The organism is Streptomyces sp. NPDC052023 (assembly GCF_044548465.1).
Taxonomy (GTDB): domain Bacteria; phylum Actinomycetota; class Actinomycetes; order Streptomycetales; family Streptomycetaceae; genus Streptomyces.
The window spans coordinates 62,810-79,602 of the sequence record NZ_JBIUBW010000014.1 but is presented as its reverse complement, the minus strand read 5'-3'; the positions used below and the strand labels follow the sequence as shown (position 1 = coordinate 79,602).

General features: G+C 73.5%; 14 protein-coding genes. 3 read left to right on the top strand and 11 right to left on the bottom strand.

All coding sequences use genetic code 11. The features are described 5' to 3' along the window. Window positions 1-17 precede the first annotated feature (17 nt). From ACIHCM_RS25585 to ACIHCM_RS25560, 6 genes are all read right to left on the bottom strand, one after another. Window positions 18-443, bottom strand: a complete 426-nt coding sequence (locus tag ACIHCM_RS25585) for an OsmC family protein (protein ID WP_393109008.1) — start codon at window positions 441-443, stop codon at window positions 18-20. A 74-nt stretch (window positions 444-517) separates the two neighbouring features. Continuing rightward, window positions 518-2,317: a hypothetical protein gene (locus tag ACIHCM_RS25580; RefSeq protein WP_399900076.1), complete on the bottom strand. Its 1,800-nt coding sequence runs from the start codon at window positions 2,315-2,317 to the stop codon at window positions 518-520. Further along, a complete protein-coding gene (locus tag ACIHCM_RS25575; RefSeq protein ID WP_399900073.1) occupies window positions 2,314-3,375 on the bottom strand; it encodes an ATP-binding protein in 1,062 nt (353 codons plus the stop codon). The genes ACIHCM_RS25580 and ACIHCM_RS25575 overlap by 4 nt, the downstream gene beginning before the upstream one ends. Window positions 3,376-3,432: 57 nt before the next feature. Continuing rightward, on the bottom strand, window positions 3,433-4,845 hold the full coding sequence (locus ACIHCM_RS25570; RefSeq protein ID WP_399900071.1) for an amino acid permease: 1,413 nt from the start codon (window positions 4,843-4,845) through the stop codon (window positions 3,433-3,435). 83 nt (window positions 4,846-4,928) lie between these two features. Continuing rightward, complete coding sequence (locus ACIHCM_RS25565; RefSeq protein WP_399900068.1) at window positions 4,929-7,064, bottom strand: phage holin family protein; 2,136 nt, start codon at window positions 7,062-7,064, stop codon at window positions 4,929-4,931. Between the two features lie 101 nt (window positions 7,065-7,165). Continuing rightward, window positions 7,166-7,567, bottom strand: coding sequence for a hypothetical protein (locus ACIHCM_RS25560; protein ID WP_399900066.1), 402 nt, complete (start codon window positions 7,565-7,567; stop codon window positions 7,166-7,168). A gap of 82 nt (window positions 7,568-7,649) precedes the next feature. On the opposite strand from ACIHCM_RS25560, the gene ACIHCM_RS25555 reads away from it, so the two are divergent. Next, window positions 7,650-8,423: an MBL fold metallo-hydrolase gene (locus tag ACIHCM_RS25555; protein WP_399900063.1), complete on the top strand. Its 774-nt coding sequence runs from the start codon at window positions 7,650-7,652 to the stop codon at window positions 8,421-8,423. Continuing rightward, window positions 8,420-9,046 carry a DedA family protein gene (locus ACIHCM_RS25550; RefSeq protein ID WP_399900061.1) on the top strand — a complete coding sequence of 209 codons (627 nt, stop codon included), beginning with the start codon at window positions 8,420-8,422 and terminating at the stop codon, window positions 9,044-9,046. The genes ACIHCM_RS25555 and ACIHCM_RS25550 overlap by 4 nt, the downstream gene beginning before the upstream one ends. Window positions 9,047-9,333: 287 nt before the next feature. Here the strand turns inward: ACIHCM_RS25550 and ACIHCM_RS25545 are convergent, their stop codons facing one another. From ACIHCM_RS25545 to ACIHCM_RS25530, 4 genes are all read right to left on the bottom strand, one after another. Next, window positions 9,334-10,422: an MBL fold metallo-hydrolase gene (locus tag ACIHCM_RS25545; protein WP_399900058.1), complete on the bottom strand. Its 1,089-nt coding sequence runs from the start codon at window positions 10,420-10,422 to the stop codon at window positions 9,334-9,336. Then, window positions 10,419-11,666 (bottom strand): aminotransferase class I/II-fold pyridoxal phosphate-dependent enzyme, encoded by a 1,248-nt coding sequence (locus ACIHCM_RS25540; protein WP_399900056.1) that lies wholly within the window; start codon window positions 11,664-11,666, stop codon window positions 10,419-10,421. The genes ACIHCM_RS25545 and ACIHCM_RS25540 overlap by 4 nt, the downstream gene beginning before the upstream one ends. Before the next feature lie 137 nt (window positions 11,667-11,803). Beyond that, complete coding sequence (locus tag ACIHCM_RS25535) at window positions 11,804-12,430, bottom strand: hypothetical protein (RefSeq protein ID WP_399900054.1); 627 nt, start codon at window positions 12,428-12,430, stop codon at window positions 11,804-11,806. Between the two features lie 158 nt (window positions 12,431-12,588). Beyond that, the gene (locus ACIHCM_RS25530) at window positions 12,589-13,389 is read right to left on the bottom strand and encodes an RNA polymerase sigma factor SigF (RefSeq protein WP_399900051.1); all 801 of its coding nucleotides are present in this window, start codon (window positions 13,387-13,389) and stop codon (window positions 12,589-12,591) included. 244 nt (window positions 13,390-13,633) lie between these two features. On the opposite strand from ACIHCM_RS25530, the gene ACIHCM_RS25525 reads away from it, so the two are divergent. Next, the gene (locus ACIHCM_RS25525) at window positions 13,634-15,427 is read left to right on the top strand and encodes a thiamine pyrophosphate-requiring protein (protein ID WP_399900048.1); all 1,794 of its coding nucleotides are present in this window, start codon (window positions 13,634-13,636) and stop codon (window positions 15,425-15,427) included. 108 nt (window positions 15,428-15,535) lie between these two features. On the opposite strand, the gene ACIHCM_RS25520 is transcribed toward ACIHCM_RS25525, so the two are convergent. Next, the gene (locus tag ACIHCM_RS25520) at window positions 15,536-16,411 is read right to left on the bottom strand and encodes a universal stress protein (RefSeq protein ID WP_399900046.1); all 876 of its coding nucleotides are present in this window, start codon (window positions 16,409-16,411) and stop codon (window positions 15,536-15,538) included. Between the last annotated feature and the right edge of the window lie 382 nt (window positions 16,412-16,793).

Below are 16,793 nucleotides of genomic sequence, written 5' to 3'. Positions count from 1 at the left end.
GTCCGGTAGCGCGTGTCTCAGGCGAGCTTCGCCGACAGGGTGATCGGGACGGCCTTCAGGGCCTGGCTCACGGGGCAGTTGGCCTTGGCGTCCTCGGCGGCGGCGACGAACGCGTCGTCGTCCAGACCGGGGACGGTGCCCTCGACCGTCAGGGCGATGCCGGTGATGCCCTCACCGGGCTGGAAGGTCACGTCGGCGGTGGTGACCAGCTTGGTGGGCGGGGTGCCGGCGCCGGCCAGGCCGTGCGACAGGGCCATGGAGAAGCAGCTGGAGTGGGCGGCGGCGATCAGCTCCTCGGGGCTGGTCTTGCCGTTGGCCTGCTCGGCGCGCGACGGCCACGACACCGGCTGCTGGCCGATGCCGGAGGAGTCGAAGGTGACGACGCCGTTGCCCTCGAGCAGGTTGCCTTCCCAGACGGTGTGTGCGGAGCGCGTGGTTGCCACGGTTGTTCCTTTCGCATGCTCTCGATGCGACCCCGTTTCCGGGGTTCCCGGCCTCTATCCGATCACATTCCGGCTCACCGCACCCGGAACACCGGACCACGTGCGGTGAACGGCAGCCGGGCACCCTGGGGAATCAGATAGGCGTGCTCGCGCCGCACCCGCAGCACGTCGCACCACCCGTCGGTGATCACCAGTACGGGCGCGCCGGGCGGGAAGTCCTCCGCCCGCTGCAGCAGATCGATCCCGGGCTGCAGGACCGTGCCGCCGCGCCCGCGCACCCGCACCCGGCCCGCGATGTCGGCCACCGGCAGATAGCCGGCGTCGTGCGCCGCCGCGTCGCAGAAGACGACCCGCGCGGCGGGTACGTCACGGGCCTCGGCGTACGAGGCGATGGCGCCCAGCGCCTTGCCGAGCAGTGTCCGCTCCATGGAGCCGGAGGTGTCCAGGACGACGCCGAAGGTGCAGCGGGCGACCTCCTCGGGCGGGAAGTGGCGGCCCGCGCGCGGGATGCCGGGCGTGGACGCCTGCCGCCGGGCGGGCCGGGCGTAGGAGCGCACCGGCTCCGGGCGGGGCACGAACTCGTCGAACCACCGCGCCAGCCGGGCGTCCCAGGGCAGCGGCGGATGGCTCAGGGCGCGGATCTCCTCGACGAGGCCGCCGGGCAGGAAGCCGCGCTCCTGGCGCTCGTGCAGGTCGAGGCCGCCGGCGAGGCCGCGCCGGTAGAACTCGTCGAGGTCGACGTAGGCGCCCGGCGCGCCGAGCGGGGCGCCCAGGATGTCGGGGCGTCCCCTGCCGCACAGCGTGGACAGGCGGCGTATCCGGCGCAGATCGCCGGCGATCCGGTCGTAGACCTCCTCGGCGGACAGGCCCGCCAGGTCCCTGTCGTACAGCAGCCCCTCCGGCATGGCGCCGACCTGCATCTCGCACAGCCAGCCGTTGATGACGTAGTCGCAGGCGACGTTGAACAGGTACGGGTCGCGGGTGCCGCAGCGGTCGCCGTGGCGCAGGGCGGCGTGCAGCATCTCGTGGGCGAGGACGAAGCGCCACTCCTCGTCCTCGAATTGGCTCAGCGGGTTGATGTAGATCTCGCCGGCCTCGGCGTTGACGGCCGCGACGGAGATGCCGTGTGCGCGGGTCAGTTCGGCGTCGGCGACGAGCTTGATGCCGGCCGCGATGCCGCCGAGCAGCGGGTAGGAGGAGACGAACCAGCGCAGCGCCCGCTCCCACGGGCGGGCCGGGGCCAGGGTGCCGTCGAGGGAGTCACGCCGGCCGCCCGCCATGTCCAGGGCGGCGGACATGGTGCGGGTGAGGGCGTTCGCGAAGGCGAGCTGCCAGTCCGGGGGCTGCCCGAGCCAGCCGCGCCAGGTGAGCAGCAGCTGGTCGGGCTCCCCGCCCGCGGTGCCGCACCGCTCGTACGCGGGCGGGACGCCGTCGCGGCGCCAGCGGGCGGCGAGATGCTCCTCGTCGCCGTCGGGATAGGTGTCCGGAAGGTGCTCGGGCGTGCGGCCGACGGGGAAGGTGAGCAGGAAGCGGTTGACGACGGCGCAGCGGGCGGCTAGTTCGTGGCGCTCGGGCCGGATCCGGTCCCCCTTCGCGGCGGGCACGTGGCCGAAGCCGAGGTGGATCACGGCGTGCGCGATGGCCCAGGCCCAGTCGCGGCCGTCGGCGAGCCGGTCGGGATGGGAGTGCAGCACGCCCTCGGAGTCCACGCGGATCAGGCCGTCCCGGGGCGCGAGCTCGCAGTGCTCGTCCCGGCAGGTGTCGAAGTCGACGGCCTTCAGCGCCGGGTTCGCCAGGACGAGCCGCATGCCCTGCGCGAACGCCTCCGCCGCCGCCTCCCGCTTCTTGTGGCCCTTGCCGCGCGTCCGGCTCACCGGCGGGCCTCCACCAGCCGCGGCATGTCGCGGGCCGCCTCGATCAGGAACCAGGCGGGCAGGACCGGGTTCCCGTCCGCGTCGGAGGCGATCACGCTCTGCGCGACCTCGACGGAGATCTCGGCGAGCTGCACCAGCAGCGACTTCGCGCGGTACGCCGTCTGGCGCCCGTGCGCCGACATGTGCTCCTTGTTCGCGGGCAGTTCCTTGACCAGCCGCCCCCGGAACGACTCGGCGAGGTAGTAGAGCAGGTCGCGGTCCTGAAGGCGGTGCGGCCAGCGGGCCTCGCCCTTGAGGATGGCCTCGATGCCGAAGCGGCTGCGCACGATCTTGACGTAGCCGCAGAACGCCGTCGCGTGCGCGGGAGTCAGCACGCCGTGCGCGAGCACCTTCAGCGTCTCCTCGTCGAGGTCCCGGCCGAAGGAGTGCAGCGCGTCGGAGAGCATGTGCCAGGAGCGGGGCGTGGAGAACGGCTCCTCGGTCTTGGGCGGCTTGGACCACAGGTGGTCGGGCCGGTCGGTGAGGTGGTCCAGGACCCACGGGTGGATGCCGTTGTTCGCGGCCCACACCAGCCAGTCCTTCGGGGACGCCTCCAGATGCACATGCGCGAGACGGTTGACCAGCGCGGAGGCGATGGGGCGGGCGAGGGCGTTGTCGGTGGCGCGGTTGCCGGCACCGATGACGATCGAGCCCTTGGGGAGTTCGTAGGTGCCGATACGGCGGTCCAGGATCAGCGAGTAGAACGCCTTCTGCACATCGGGCGTGGCCGCGTTCAGCTCGTCCAGGAACAGGCAGTACGGCTCGTCGCGGGCGATCGCCTCCGGCGGGCAGAACACCGACCGTCCGTCGCGGATCTGCGGCACGCCGATCAGGTCCTCCGGCGCGAGCTGCGTGCCGAGCAGACTGACGCACTCCAGGCCGAGCGACTCGGCGAACTCCCGCACCAGGGACGACTTCCCGATGCCGGGGGCGCCCCAGAGGAAGACCGGCCGGACGGTGGCGAGGCCGAGGAGGAGTTCGGGGACACGGGCGGGAGTGACGGTTATGGCTGCCTGCACGGGGTCCAGTGTGAGCGGCACGGGTGCAAGGTGCAGCCGAATTTTCGGCGCGGGGTGCTACTTCATCCGCTTTGCTCTCGCTGCCATCACGGCATGGACCAGTACTCCCGCGAACAGGAACAGGACTCCCTGGTAGACCGCCGCGTAGCCTGCTCCCGCCACCAGCCACATCGAGAAGGCGGCCGCGACCGTGGCGACCACCGCGTCCCGGACCAGGCGGCGGCGGTCGACCAGCTCGCGCCGTCCCGAGAGCAGGTGGAACAGCTGCGCGGCGGTTGCCAGGAGGTAGGGGACAGTCGCCGTGAACGTCGTGACCAGGACCAGGACCTCGAAGACCTTCGCCGAGCCGGAGGTGTAGTTGTAGACGGTCAGCAGCGAGGCCAGCACGACCGTCACACCCACGCCGAAGGTCGGCACCCCGCGCTTCCTGCGGGCGAACGCGGCCGGGAAAAGTCCGTCCTTCGCGGCGGCGTACGGGGTCTGGGCGCTCAGCAGGGTCCAGCCGTTGAGGCAGCCGGTCATGGAGACCAGCGCGGCCAGCGCGACCACCCAGCCGCCCCAGCCGCCGCCGAACATGGCGTTCACGGCGTCGGAGAAGGGCGCGGTGGAGTTCACCAGTTCGTCGTGCGCGACCGTGCCGAAGACCGCGAGCGTGCCCAGCAGATAGACCAGCGCGGCGCCCGCCGTGCCGATGACGGTGGCCCGGCCCACGTTGCGGCGCGGGTTCGTGACCTCCCCGGCGCTGACGGCTGCGGACTCGACGCCGAGGTAGGAGAAGAGCAGGATCGCGGCAGAGGCCGAGACCGCGCCGATCGCGCTGCCGTCGCCCGTGTGGAACGGGCCGAGGTTGTCCGCGTCGAAGAAGAACAGCCCGCCGACCGCGACCAGCAGCAGCGGCACGAACTTCAGCACGGTGGAGACCAGCTGGACGGCACCGACCCAGCGGGTGCCCGCGAAGTTGGCGAGGGCCGGCAGCCACTGGATGCCCAGCGCGGCGAGGCAGGCGGTCCAGCGGTGGTCGTTCACCGGGATCAGGACGTCGAGGTAGCCGACGGCGGCGACGGCGAGCGCCGCGTTGGACACCCAGGTGGTGATCCAGTACGCCCAGGCGGCGAGGAACCCGGCGAAGTCACCGAAGGCGGCGCGTGCGTAGACGTAGGGCCCGCCGGTGCGCGGGTCGCGCTCGGCGAGCCGCCCGAAGACCAGGGCGAGGGCGATGGCGCCGACGGTCAGCACGCCGAAGGCGACCAGGCTGACGGTGCCGAAGGGGGCGACGGAGGCCGGGAGCAGGAAGATGCCGCCGCCGATGATGTTGCCCATGACCAGCGCGGTCGCGACGGGCAGCCCGAAGCGGCGGGCGTGCTTGCCGGAGTCACCGGGGTCTGCGGGGCTCTGCCGGGCCGGGGCGGGGGCCGCCGGGGTCTCCTGCGGGGCCGGAGCCGACGGGGGGACGGTTCCGGTGACGTGCATGGGGTGGTGCGCCTCTCATCGAACTGATGCCCGGGATCGCCGGACGCCGCCCATGGTCGGACATGGTCCGGAAGCGCTCCACATCACACGATTTTGTCCTGCGCGGCCTGGTCCGGCGCCGTAAAAGGTGTGGCCTCACGGACCGTGAGCCGGGAATCGTCCAGCGGCACCTGAGGACCGTTGCCTTCCCGCAGCCAGCGGCGGAGCACCCGGTGCACCTGCTCCGCGCCGACCAGGTCCGTCCCGTCGGCCACCGGCGCGGACAGGTCGAGCGGCGACAGCAGGAAGGGGCGGCCCTGGCAGCCGCCGAGCCCGCCGTGCGAGCCGATCTGCTCCTCGAAGGCGAGGACCTCGCCGTCCGCGGGGTCGTGGAAGGAGTTGACCATGACGTCGGCGGTGTGCGGGAAGGAATGCGTACGCCGCACGGCGTCCGCGGCGCCGGGCCCGAACCCGGCGAGCGGCCCGGGATGCTCGTCGTCGAGCTCGTCCACCGGCACCTCGGCGCCGTTCGCGCCGAGCACGACGCCGCCGTGCTCCTCGCTGCGCACGAGCAGGAAGCCGATGCCGGGGTGGTTGGCGAGGGTCGGCAGCAGCGCCGGGTGGCGGGCGTCGATCTCCTCCCTGCTCAGCCGGTGGCGCACGTCGGGAAAGGAGATCAGGCCCAGGTTGCCGGAGGCCAGCACGATCGGCTCCGAGCGGCGCGACGTGCGGCGCTGCCCGTACTCCTCCTCCACCGGTATGCGCAGCGCGGCCCGGACGGCGGCGCGGGCCTCCGTGCCGCTGCGGGTGCGACGCGCCCGGCGCGGCACGGGCAGCCCGCAGCCGGCCCGGACCAGGTCGCCGAGGGTGAGGCCGTAGCGGGCCCGGAAGGTCTCGCCGGGACTCTGGCCGTGGTCGGACAGGACGACGATCCGGTACGGGCGGGGAGCGTGCTCGGCGACCTTCTCGATCAGCGCCAGCGCCCGGTCGAGGCGTTCGAGGACCTTCTCGGCGTCCCGGCTCGCCGGTCCGGAGTGGTGCGCCACCTCGTCGTAGGCGACCAGGTCGGCGTAGACGGCGGTCCGCCCGGCGAGCAGGTCGCCCATCACCGCGGCGACGACGACGTCCCGTTCGACGACGGTCGCGAAGGCGCGGACGAGGGGGTAGAGGCCGCCGCGAGAGACACGCGGACGGACCTTGCGCATCCGGGCCCGGGTGGACTGGCCCATCTCACGCCCGGTCTCGGCGACGAAGGACAGGGCGGTGCGCACGGCGTTGGCGGGGTCGGAGAAGTAGGCGAAGTAGCCCGCGCGGGAACGGGTCTCGCGGCTGCGCCGCCGGGTGGCGATGGACAGCACCAGGGCCTGCTCGTCGGCGCCGCCGCTGAAGAGGTTGCCGCGGCTGGCGCCGTCCACCGTGAGCAGCCCGCCGTCGCCGGTGCGCTCGACGGCGCGGCGCTGGAGCTCCGCGGCGCTGGTCGGCCGGTTGCTGACCATCACCTCCTGGGTGTCCTTCTCGTACCACCGGAACGCCGGCACGTCGAAGGTGCTGCCGTGCAGGATGCCGAGCTGGCTGGCGCCGGTCTGACTGGACCAGTCGGTGCGCCAGGGGGTGAGGCGGTGGGTGGCCCTGCCGGGACCGGCGGCTGATCCGTGGCCGAGCCAGCGCGCGACGGTCGGCATCAGCCCCCGGCCGACGGCGGCCGTCAGCACGTCGTGCCCGACGCCGTCGAGCTGGACGAACACGGTGCCCGGCGTGAGCGGTCCGGGCGGCAGCGTGCGGCGGCGCCGGTCGGCGAGGCGGTACAGACGGCGGCGGTAGGCGTCGTCGTCACGGACGGCGAGGGCGGCGCCGGTGGCGGAGGCGACGGCGGACATCACGGCGGCGACGACCACGGCGGTCTCCGGGTCGACAGCGCCGCGCTCGGCGGGGTTCAGGCGCAGGGCGACGAGGAGCAGCGCGCCGTTGAGGAAGAACACCAGCAGCCCGAGCACGAGGGCGGGCACCAGCAGCAGAAGCCGTACGAGCAGCGGCCACACCAGCGCGGACAGCAGACCGAAGGCGCCCGCCCCGAACGCGGCGGTCACGGTGATGGTGGTGGCGCTGTCGCCGTCGGGGCTCTGCAACTGGAAGTCGGGCAGGAGCCCGGCAAGCACGAGCATGGTCAGCGTGCTGACGGCCCACACCGCGACGCTCCGCCCCACCTGACTGACGGCCCGCCGCCAATGCCCTCCGAGCACTCCCCGTACACCTCACGTCCCGGCCCGCCGTCGGCGCAGGCCTGCGTCCAGATTGTCATAACGCGTGCCGGAACCCCCGCGTCCGCCGGTACGACGGCCCGTCAGCCCCCGTCGTACCCCGCCGTCGGCATCGACAGCCGCCGGTGCACCCGGGCCTTCATCTGCGCGTCGTACGACGGCTCGGCCCGGCCCACCGTCTCGACGCGCACGCCGCGCCGCGCGCACTCCGCGGTGAACTCGTCGACGTTCGACAGGGCGCACTCGAGCACCCGGCGGCTCGGCGCCACGAAGAGGTCGCATCCGGGCCGTACGCCGTCCCACAGGGCGCAGTGATCCGCGCGCAGCCCGCGCACCAGCAACTGGCGGGCGACGACGTACCCCCGCTCCGCGGCCCACCCCGCGCACATGGCGTGCTGGCTGCGGGAGTCGACCAGGAAGGGGTCCGCGTCGAGTTGCTCCAGCGGCGTCAGACTGGCGATCGCCGTGACGCGCAACGGTCCCATGGCGCCCCCTCACCTCCGGGTTTCGCGGCCGACCCTACTCCTGCCCGTAGGCTTCGGGGAGTCGCGCGAAGGAGGCAAAGAGGTGCCGGTGGAGATCACCTGGTGGGGGCATGCCACCTGCACGGTCGCGGACTCGGGCGTACGTGTGCTCACCGATCCCCTGTTCGCCCGCAGGCTCGCCCATCTGCGCCGCCGCCGGGGCGCGATGCCCCCGCCCGGCGCCTGGCGCGCGGACGTCGTCCTCGTCTCCCACCTGCACGCCGACCATCTGCATGTGCCGTCCCTGGCGCGGCTCGCGCCGGGCACGCGCCTGCTCGTACCCCGGGGCGCACCCCGGGCGGTACCGGCGCTGCGCCGGCTCGTCCATCTCCGCCTGACGGAGATGGCCCCCGGCGACACCACCCGCGTGGCCGATCTGACCCTACGGGCCGTACCCGCCCGGCACGACGGGCGGCGGCTGCCCGTCGGCCCGCACCGCTCCCCCGCCCTCGGCTACGTCGTCGAGGGCGAGGCCCGCACCTACTTCGCCGGTGACACCGGGCTGTTCGACACGATGGCGGCGGACGTGGGGCCGATCGACGTGGCGCTGCTGCCGGTCGGCGGCTGGGGCCCGTATCTCGGCCACGGGCATCTGGACCCCGCGCTGGCCGCGGAAGCGCTGGTCCGGCTGGCGCCGCGCAGCGCGGTGCCGGTGCACTTCGGTACCTACTGGCCGATCGGCATGGACGCGGTGCGCCCGCACGAGTTCCACGCGCCCGGCGACGAGTTCGTGCGCCTCGCGGCCCGGCGGGCGCCGAAGGTGGACGTACATCTGCTGGGGCACGGGGAGAGTGTGCGGCTGGAGGTCGCACGGTGAGCTGGCTCGCGGCGGTCCCGTCGCCGATACCGACGGAGTCCACCCAGCAGGCGATCGGCTATCCCTCGCTGTTCCTGCTGGTGCTGGCCGGGGCGCTGGTGCCGGTCGTGCCGACGGGGGCACTGGTGAGCTCGGCGGCGGTGGTGGCCTTTCACCAGACGGCGCCGTTCTCGCTGGCGCTGGTGTTCGTGACGGCGTCGCTGGCCGCGTTCCTCGGCGACGCCACCCTGTACTGGCTGGGCCGGCGCGGCCTCAAGTCGAAGAACGGCTCGCGCTGGCTGGAGGCGATCCGGGCGCGGGCGCCGGAGGACCGGCTGGGGCAGGCGCAGGAGAAGCTGGCCTCGCACGGTGTCGCGGTGCTGGTGCTGTCCCGGCTGGTGCCGGCGGGCCGGCTGCCGGTGATGCTGGCCTGTCTGCTGGCGAAGTGGCCGATGCGGCGGTTCGCGCGCGGGAATCTGCCGGCGTGTCTGGCGTGGGCGGTGACGTATCAGCTGATCGGGATCCTGGGTGGGTCGCTGTTTCCGGAACCGTGGGAGGGGGTTGTCGCGGCGGTGGCGCTGACGCTGGTCATCAGTGTGGTGCCGGGGGTTTGGCGGCGGTTCCGGGAGCGGTCGGCCGGGTGAGGTGCCCCTGGCCGGGGGTGCGTGGGGTGTGGGGTGCGGGGGGGCGGGGTCGTCGGGATGTGCGGGTCGTGGGGGCTGGTCGCGCAGTTCCCCGCGCCCCTCAGCGGCGTCCGGGCTCGCGTTCGGGTAGAGGTCGGTCGGGTGTGGGGATCGTCGGGATGTGCGGGTCGTGGGGGCTGGTCGCGCAGTTCCCCGCGCCCCTCAGCGGCGTCCGGGCTCGCGTTCGGGTAGAGGTGGCGTCCCTGGGTGGTGTTCGGGCTCGCGTTCGTTGAAGGTGGCCGGGTCGCTCACGGCGTGCTGCTGGTCAGCAGCCTTGAGGCTCCCACCGGCAGGTCCCAGAGGTCCTCGCGGTCGCGGCCCGCCTTCTGCCATGCCGTCCGCACGCGGATCAGGGGTTCCAGGACGGGCTCCGCCGAGAGTACGAACGTCCCCCAGTGCATCGGGGCCATCCGCCGTGCGCCCAGGTCCTGCACCGCCCGCACCGCCTCGTCCGGGTCGCAGTGCACGTCGCTGAGCCACCAGCGCGGGTCGTACGCGCCGATCGGCATCAACGCGAGGTCGATGCCGGGGTAGCGGCGGCCGATGCGCGAGAACCAGTGGCCGTACCCGGTGTCGCCCGCGAAGTAGACCCGCCTGCCCTCGGGGTCGGTGAGCACCCAGCCGCCCCACAGGGAGCGGCAGGTGTCGGTCAGGGTGCGCTTGGACCAGTGGTGGGCGGGGACGAAGTCGAAGCGCACACCGTCCAGTTCGGCCGCCTCCCACCAGTCCAGCTCGGTGACGCGGGTGAAGCGGCGGCGCTGGAACCAGGGGCCGAGCCCCGCCGGGACGAACACCGGCGTCTCCCGCGGGAGCCTGCGCAGCGTGGGGGCGTCCAGGTGGTCGTAGTGGTTGTGGCTGATGACCACGGCGTCGACGCGGGGCAGTTCGCTCCAGGGGACCCCCACCGGCGTGATCCGCGCCGGGGTGCCCAGGATGCGGCGTGACCAGACCGGGTCGGTGAGCACGGTGAGCCCGCCGACGCGCAGCACCCAACTGGCGTGTCCCGCCCAGGTGACGGCGATCGTGCGGGCGTCGACGCGGGGCAGCGGGCCGGGTGCGAAGGGCAACCGGGGGATGTCGGCGAGACCTTCACGGCCGGGGCGTACGGCTCCCTCGCGGGCGAACCGGGCCAGGGCCCTGATCCCGGGCAGCGGGGCGGTCAGCCGGTCGTGGAAGGTACGGGGCCACACGCGCCGTTCCGCCAGCGGGCGGGGCTCGGCGAGCGGCGGGAACGGGTGCGCGAGCGGCGGCACGGCCGGTGCCGCCGGTGTCCTGGACGCCGGAGCGTCGGCCTCCTCGGTGGGCGTGCTCGTGGCCGACTCGGACTGCTGCGTCATCGAGGAGACTCCCATCGCTGAGCGTCGTCACGGAGATCGTCGAGTACCGACTTCAGATTGATCAACGCGCGTTCCACATGCGGAAGTTCCAACGGCGCGGGGGCGGCGAGGCACTGGGCGCGCTCGGTGTCGGTGCCACCCAGCAGCGGGCCGGTGGACAGCCGTACGCGCAGCGCGGCCAGGTCGTCGCCGAAGCGGTGGCCGCCCGGGGCGGGCATGCCGAGCCGGGCGGCGAGGAAGTCCTCCAGTTCCTGGGCGTCCCCCACGTCGTGCGCGGCGAGCCCGGACCGCAGCGGGCCCAGGTCGACGTACAGATGCCGGCCGGCCTGCGGCGGCGGGGAGAGGGCACCCGCGGCGACGACGGCCTGGTGCGCGGCCCCGGCCACGCGCGCGTGCAGGCGTACGACGGCGTCCACGTGCCCGCCGAGCGGCTCGGGCTCGCCCAGGGCGTAGGTGGCCGCGGCGGCGACCGGTGCGGCGATGCGCGCGTCCAGCGCGGTCAGCACGTCCAGCACGCGCGCGTGCAGCCCGTCCCCGGCCTCCCCCTCGGGGAACCGGCCCACGGCGGCGGGCCAGCCGGACGGCAGCAGGGCACCGGCCAGGTCGGTGACGACAGTGACCTGGCCGGGCAGCATCTCCGCCGGGCTGAGGAGCACCGTGTCGTGCGGGGCGTGCAGGGTGTCCCGCCAGGTCTCGTCGCTGACCAGGTGCAGGCCCTCGCCGGTGGCGGCTTCGAGGGTCTCGTGCACCAGCTCGGGCGGCGCCACCGTGGCCGTCGGGTCGTCGGCGACCGACAGCACCAGCAGCCGTGGGTCCCCACCCTCGGCGCGCACCCGGCGCACGGTCTCCAGCAGGGCGTACGGATCCGGTACGCCCCCGCACTCGGCGGGCGTCGCGACGTGGAACACCGGCCGGCCCAGCAGGCGTGCGTAGGGCGCCCACCAGGCGGCGCAGGGCCGCGGCACGAGCACGTCACCGCCGAGGGCCGCGGTCAGCGCCAGCAGCAGCGCGGGCGCCCCGGGCGCGGCCACGGCCCGCTCCGGCCCGGCGGCCAGCCCGCGCCGCTCCCAGTAGCCGCACGCGGCCTCCAGCAGCGCCGCACCGCCGCCCACCGGCTCACCGGCGGCACGGCCGGCGGCCGCGGCGAGCACGGCGGACAGCTCGGGCAGTACGGGCAGCCCGTCGTCGGGTAGGGGCGGCCCGTAGCGGACGGGCCCGTGGCCTTCCGGTTCGGTCCGCCGCATACGTACCTCCGCGCAGTCCCTGGTGCCGTGCCGGTGCCGTGCCGGGTCGCCCTGTGGCCGGGTCGGGTCGCCGGACGATGCGTCGTTCCTACGGTTCCGGTCGTGCTCTCGCTCTGCGTACCCAGCACGACGCCGCCTCAGGCGTCCCCCGGCGTGTCCCTGCGCCACAGCCGGTGCCCGGCGGCGCCGGCGGCCCCCGCGATCAGCAGTCCACCGGCGACCAGCGCGGGCACGGAGTCGTTGAAGGCGCCGCCCCCGCCCGCCCGCACGCCGTGTTCCACCGTGGCACCCTGGCACCACTCCTGGCCGTCGGAGCAGGCGGGCCGGGCGTCGTTCCCCTTGCGCGGCACGGTGAACGACGCGGTCCACGCCTTGCCCTGCGCGCCGGCCGCCGCCGGGCAGGTGCCGTCCACGGTCCACACGGAGTCGGCGGCCGCGGCGGCCGGATCGGCTTCGAACACGCTCGCAGGCAGCATGAGAGCGCTCCCCTCGTACACGAGACCGGTCGCGGCGGCGCCGTCGCCGGGCACCAGTTGCAGCTGGACCGTGCTCTCGGCGAACGCCTCGGAGGTCGCCTCGATCACTTCGGGCGCCGCCGCCCCGCTGAGGGGGTCGCACGTCACGGCGACGGTGACGCTCCCGCCCGGCTGGGCGGAGGCGGGCGACACCTCGGCGGCCGGGTCCGCCGACACCAGGGGAACGGCTCCACCCCAAGCGCCCCCGGCTATGACGGCAACGGACAGGACACGGGCGCTGCGGCGCATGGGACGGGCTCCTTAGACCGACGGGGAGGTACGAATCCGCACCCCCACAGCCATCACAGCCCGCGGCCCTCACTCCTGCCCGCGCCCGGACCCCATTCGCGGGAACCAGGCACCCAACCAGGTGACAACGCCTCTCCCACGGGACGAGACGCGGGCCGCTAGGCGCTGCCGCGCATCACTTCCTGCCGCACCCGGTCGCACGAGCGGCTGATCAGCCGGGACACGTGCATCTGCGAGATTCCGAGATGCTCGGCGATCCGGCTCTGTGTCATGTCGCGGAAGAACCGCATGTACAGGATCTCCCGCTCCCGCTCCGGCAGCGCGGCCAGCCGGGGCTTCACCGCCTCCCGGTCCACCACCGTCTCCAGCGCGGGATCGGCCGCTCCGAGCGCGTCGCCGAGCGAGTACCCGTCCTCGCCGCCTTGCAGCTCGGCGTCGAGCGACAGCGCGCTGAAGCTCTCCAGTGCCTCGAGGCCGGCCCGCACGTCCTCCTCGCTCATGCCGGTGTGCCGGGCGATCTCGGCCACGCCCGGCTGACGGCCCGAAGCGCCCTGCGTCTGCGCCGACAGCTCCTGCATGGCGATGCGGACCCGGTTGCGCAGATCCTGCACCCGCCGGGGCACGTGCAGCGTCCACATGTGGTCCCGGAAGTGCCGCTTGATCTCACCGGTGATCGTCGGCACGGCGTAGCTCTCGAACGCGTGGCCACGCGCGGGGTCGTACCGGTCGACGGCCTTGACCAGCCCCAGGGCGGCGACCTGGCGCAGGTCCTCGTAGTTCTCGCCACGGCTGCGGAAGCGCCCCGCCAGCCGTTCGGCCATGGGCAGCCAGGCCTCGACCAGCTCGTCACGGAGCGCGTCGCGCTCGGGTCCGGCGGGCAGTGCGGCGAGCCTGCGGAAGGCGCCGGCGGTGTCGGGGGCGTCGTCGTGCGGATGCCTGGCGCTCACTGGGGTTCGCATGATGCGTCGCAACTCCCTTGAAAGTGCTCTGGATTGGACGGTCACCGTGGGAGCGCGCGGGCGACCGGACCGGCCGTACGCGGGGGCCGCTAGGGCCGTTCCCACGGACGTGCCTCCTGTCCGAAGCACTGTGTCGCGCCTGCCCCCCGCACCTGGGCGCAAACTCCCCCGACGGGGTTTTCCGGGTGCGCGGAGGGTGACTCGTGACGGTGCTGCCATGTCGTCACGTCCGAGAGGTCACCCCATGAGCACCAAGGTCTCCGACCACGTCCTGCAACGGTTGCGCGAGTGGGGTGTGGAGAACGTCTTCGGCTACCCCGGCGACGGCATCAACGGGCTCCTCGCCGCCTGGGGACGCGCCGGCGACCAGCCCCGTTTCGTCCAGTCCCGGCACGAGGAGATGTCGGCGTTCCAGGCGGTCGGCTACGCCAAGTTCAGCGGGCGGCTCGGGGTGTGCGCCGCGACTTCCGGACCGGGTGCGATCCACCTGCTCAACGGGCTGTACGACGCCAAGCTCGACCATGTGCCGGTGCTGGCGATCGTCGGCCAGACCCACCGCAGCGCGATGGGCGGCTCGTACCAGCAGGAGGTGGACCTGCACTCGCTGTTCAAGGACGTCGCCTCGGACTTCCTGGAGACGGTGACGGTTCCCGAGCAGCTGCCGAACGTGCTGGACCGGGCGATCCGCACCGCCTACGCGCGCCGCTCCCCGACCGCGGTCATCATCCCCGGGGACGTGCAGGAACTCGACTACTCGCCCCCGACACACGAGTTCAAGATGGTGCCCTCCAGCCTGGACCGCAGCGCCTGGACGGCCGTTCCCTCGGAGGAGTCGCTGCGCCGGGCGGCGGAGGTGCTCAACACCGGTGACAAGGTGGCGATCCTGGTCGGCCAGGGCGCGTCGGGGGCGCGCGCGGAGGTGGAGCGGATCGCGGAGCTGCTCGGCGCGGGGGTCGCCAAGGCGCTGCTCGGCAAGGACGCGCTGAGCGACGAACTCCCTTACGTCACCGGCTCGATCGGCCTGCTCGGCACGCGTCCGTCGTACGAGCTGATGCGCGACTGCGACACGTTGCTGACCATCGGCTCCTCGTTCCCGTACTCGCAGTTCCTGCCGGAGTTCGGCAAGGCGCGCGGGGTGCAGATCGACATCGACCCGCACATGGTGGGGATGCGTTACCCGTACGAGGTGAATCTCGTCGGGGACGCCAAGGAGACCCTGCGGCGGCTGATCCCGCTGCTGGACGGTGACCGCGGGCGCGAGTGGTTCGACACGGTGTGCGACAACGTGCACCGCTGGCGGGACGTGATGGAGCGCCGGGCCGCGCTGTCCGCCGACCCGATCAACCCGGAGCACGTGGCGCGGGCGCTGGACCCGCTGCTGCCCGAGAACGCGATCGTCACCTCCGACTCGGGCTCGGCGGCCAACTGGTACGCCCGCCATCTGACGATGCGCGCCGGCATGCGCTCCTCGCTCTCCGGGACGCTGGCGACGATGGGCTGCGGGGTGCCGTACGCGATCGGCGCCAAGTTCGCCCACCCGGACCGGCCCGCGATCGCGCTGGTCGGCGACGGGGCGATGCAGATGAACGGGATGGCGGAGCTGATCACGGCGGCGAAGTACCAGGACCGCTGGCAGGACCCGCGGCTCGTGGTCGGGGTGTGGAACAACCACGACCTCAACCAGGTCACCTGGGAGTTGCGGGCGATGGGGGGCGCACCGTCGTTCCTGCCCTCGCAGGAGCTGCCGGACGTGCAGTACGCGGCGTTCGCCCGCTCGCTCGGCCTGACCGGGGTCAGGGTGGAGAAGCCGGAGGACGTCGAGGCGGGCTGGCGGGCCGGGCTGGAGGCGGACGGCCCGGCGGTCGTCGAGTTCGTCACCGACCCCGCGGTGCCGCCGATCCCGCCGCACGCGACGTGGGAGCAGATGGAGGCGACGGCCGCGTCGATCCTGAAGGGCGACGCCGACCGTGGCTCGATGGTGCGGCAGGGCTTCAAGGCGAAGATGCAGGAGTTCCTGCCGGGGCGGGAGAAGAAGTAGCCGCGCCGACCGGGCACGAGCCCGCGCCGCACGATCTGCAGCGATACGTCCCCGACCACGCGGCGAGCCTGTGAGACCACCGATCGACGGGTGCTGCCGATCGGTGGGTCACACCGGTTGCGGTACGACCACCACCGGGCACGCCGCGTGGTGCAGCAAGGTGTGGTTCACGCGGCCCAGTTGCAGACCGAAGTGGCCGGACCTGCGCCGTGCGCCCACGACGACGAGGTCGGCGGCGGCCGAGCGGTGCACCAGCACCTTGCGTGCCGGGCCCTCGACCGTCGTACGGTTCACGCGGACGGCGGGGTGGTCGCCCGTCGCGTCGGCCAGCAGCGCGTCGAGCACGGCAGCGGCCTGTTCCTCGTGCTGGTGCGCCTGCTCGCGGGCGAGGGCCGCGTGGTCGGCGGTCTCGTACGCAGGGCAACGCCAGGCGCAGACGACGTCCAGGAGGCATCCGCGAGCGTCGGCCTCCCGGAAGGCGAACCGCGCGGCCTCGCCGCATTCCCCGGCCTCACCGGCGCCGAGCAGTATCCGCCCGTGGCTGCCGGCCAGGCCGGCCCGGTCGCCGCGGACCACGATCACCGGGCAGTTCGCACCGGCCGCGACGGCCAGGCCGACCGAACCGAGAAGCAGCCCTTTCAGCTCCCCGCGGCCACGCGAGCCGGTCACTACGGCGGCGGCGTGGTTGCCCTCCTCCAGGAGGGCGGACGCCGCGTCCGCCGGGATCACGTCGGTGGTGATCTTCACGTCGGGGTTGCGCAGATGGGCACGCTCGGTGGCAGAGGCGACGATGTGCTCCGCGAGCACCTGCTCCGCGGGGCGTTCGAGACTGGTCGCCGGAACGACGCCCTCGTAGCGTTCCCACAGCGAGGCGTGGACAAGCCGCAGCGGCAGACCGTGCCGGGCGGCCTCGTCCACCGCCCAGTCGACCGCATCGATGCTGCCGTTCGATCCGTCGACGCCCACGACCAGGGGCAGCTCCATCGTCCCCACCGCCTTTCACCGGGCAGTTGTGCGAGTCCCGCTTTCACCCTCGCATCACCCGGTCCCGGCAGGTAGGGCGGTTCGGCCCCTGTCCGGGACGTCCTTCCCCGGGCTCGACGGGCCTGTGGTGTCCGATGCCGTGCCGGGACCTCGGTCGGGACCGAACGGCCCTGGCGCCCGCGCGGTCCGCGTGGTGTGCTGCTGGTGACGGGAAGGACCCGAGGAAGACGCGGGGAAGCGGCTCTCACCGCGCACCGCGCAATCAGGATCCGCGAGAAGTGGATGTCCTTCCCGTCGCCCGTGTCCGGCCGCCGCCCGATGCCGTCTCCTGCGCTCGAATGGGGCCGGACGACCCTCGATCAGGTCCGTGCGGCCCGTGGTG